A 1,946-nucleotide genomic window follows, 5' to 3' on the forward strand; every position below is an offset into this window, starting at 1 on the left:
CGAATGTCGGCATAGCGTGAGCTATTAAGCCGACGATTCGACAAGTTTAGGGTTTGTTAAGGGTTCAGAGGCTCGTTGTCAATAAAGCAATTGGAATAAAGCAATAATATGATATGGTTAGCTTGGGAATGTTCTTAAAAAATTGGGAGTAAAATTAAAGCGAAGGAGTTTTTATTTTGAAACTAAAAAAATCATTTGGAACATTGTTAGCGAGTGCGATTTTATTAACAACGGTAAGTCCTATGGCTAGTGCAAGTGAATCATTAGAAACACAAAAGGCAGTTAGTAACTCGAGTGCAGAAATTGAAAAAGATAATAAAGCTTTAGATGATTTGTTTCGAAATCCTGAATATGTAACTGAACAGACTATTAATAATTTGCCGACTAATCTTAAAGAAGGGACTTCAGAAAGAATTGGTGGTTCTTTTGCTGTAAAAAAAGGAATTAAGGCAATGATAAAAAACAAAAAAGCTGTTTTTTCAGGAGTTAAAAAGATAAGTCCTCGTGCTGGTAAGTCTTTAGAAAAACGTTGGGATAAATATGTTGAACCGGCTTTAAATAAGATTTTAAAACAAGAACAAGCTACGTGGGGGAATGTAGAAGGTCAAGTTGCTCAAGCGTTAATGGGAACTGGTATAAAAGACTCTTCTGCTCGCAGCATTGCTTACTGGGTATCTCAAGTAGGTCAAACTTTGATATAAGAGAGTGTGTTTTGAATGAATAATGAAGAATTAGAGTCTAAATTGTTGTTAATTAAGCAATCTATAGATGTTTTACAAGAAGAATTAGCACCTGATCTAAAAACAAAAGATTTAGTTTTATTACGTTACGGTTATAGCGTTCATGAAATTAAGAAGTTAAATGATTATTTATTTAAATTAACAATAAACGAGGATAAAGTAACCAAAAAAGAGTTTAAAGAAGTTTTATGTGATATAAGAGAAGTTCCTGAAATTCCAAATAAGCAAGTTGATGATATTTTGGAAGGTTATAGAAACAGTGAACTTCATGTTGATGTAATAGATTATATTTTGAATAATGATTAATAAAAAGCCCTCCTAAAAGAGGGCTTTTTAAACGAGTGAAACGAGTTTCTTCTTGTCTTGATACTATAGGTAACTATTACAATGTAACCTCACATCATTCAAACCATTGATACAACTGGATTGAACACAAAAAAAGTTGCTTTTTTCAGCATACTATTGTATCGTTTTAGGTGTCTAAGCTAAACGAAAATAGAAAGGAGAAAAAGCAACTTTTTATAGGCATTGTTTTGTAAAAAAACAAGGTTGTTTTGTGTGATATATCATGGACAAGTATACTGAGAAAAAACAAAGAAATCAAGTATTTCAAAAATTTATTGAGAGACATGTGAGAGAGGGACAGATGTATTTGATAAAGGACTGTAATACATTTTTATCATTTGTTGCGGATAAAACTTTGCAGAAAAAGAAACTATATAAGTCGAATTTATGTAAAAACCGGTTCTGTCCTGTATGTGCTTGGCGTAAAGCTCGTAAAGATGCATTGGGATTATCTTTAATGATGCAGTATATCAAACAAAAAGAACAAAAAGAGTTTTTATTTTTAACTCTAACCACTCCTAATGTGAAATCAGATGATTTAGAATCTGAAATCAAACATTATAATCAATCTTTCAGACGCTTAAGCAATCGTAAAAAGTTCAAATCGATAGCTAAAGGTTATGTAAGAAAATTAGAGGTTACTTATAATCAAAAACGAGATGATTATAATCCACATTTTCATGTTTTGATAGCTGTTAATAAATCATATTTTAAAGATACAAAGTCATATATCAGTCAAAAAGAATGGTTGGATTTATGGAGAGATGTGACAGGAATTGATGAAATCACACAAGTACATGTTCAAAAAATCAAACAGAACAACAACGAAGAATTATACGAAATGGCGAAGTATTCTGGTAA

At 31.1% G+C, this 1,946-nt stretch carries 3 protein-coding genes; all 3 read left to right on the top strand.

All coding sequences use genetic code 11. The annotated features are described in order from the left end of the window. Nucleotides 1-176 precede the first annotated feature (176 nt). The gene (locus HMPREF2846_RS14325) at nt 177-701 is read left to right on the top strand and encodes a hypothetical protein (RefSeq protein ID WP_156973589.1); all 525 of its coding nucleotides are present in this window, start codon (nt 177-179) and stop codon (nt 699-701) included. 15 nt (nt 702-716) lie between these two features. Next, nucleotides 717-1,046 carry a hypothetical protein gene (locus HMPREF2846_RS01010; protein WP_070625285.1) on the top strand — a complete coding sequence of 110 codons (330 nt, stop codon included), beginning with the start codon at nt 717-719 and terminating at the stop codon, nt 1,044-1,046. A 262-nt stretch (nt 1,047-1,308) separates the two neighbouring features. After that, nucleotides 1,309-1,946: protein rep (locus HMPREF2846_RS01015; protein ID WP_070625286.1), on the top strand; the 638-nt coding region annotated here is incomplete at its 3' end.

This window comes from Staphylococcus sp. HMSC056G08 (assembly GCF_001812305.1).
In the GTDB taxonomy this organism is placed as follows: domain Bacteria; phylum Bacillota; class Bacilli; order Staphylococcales; family Staphylococcaceae; genus Staphylococcus; species Staphylococcus simulans.

What these genes read in the sequence shown, in the direction of transcription:
- HMPREF2846_RS01010 (WP_070625285.1), top strand. Translation starts at nt 717, where the DNA reads ATGAATAATGAAGAATTAGAGTCTAAATTGTTGTTAATTAAGCAATCT.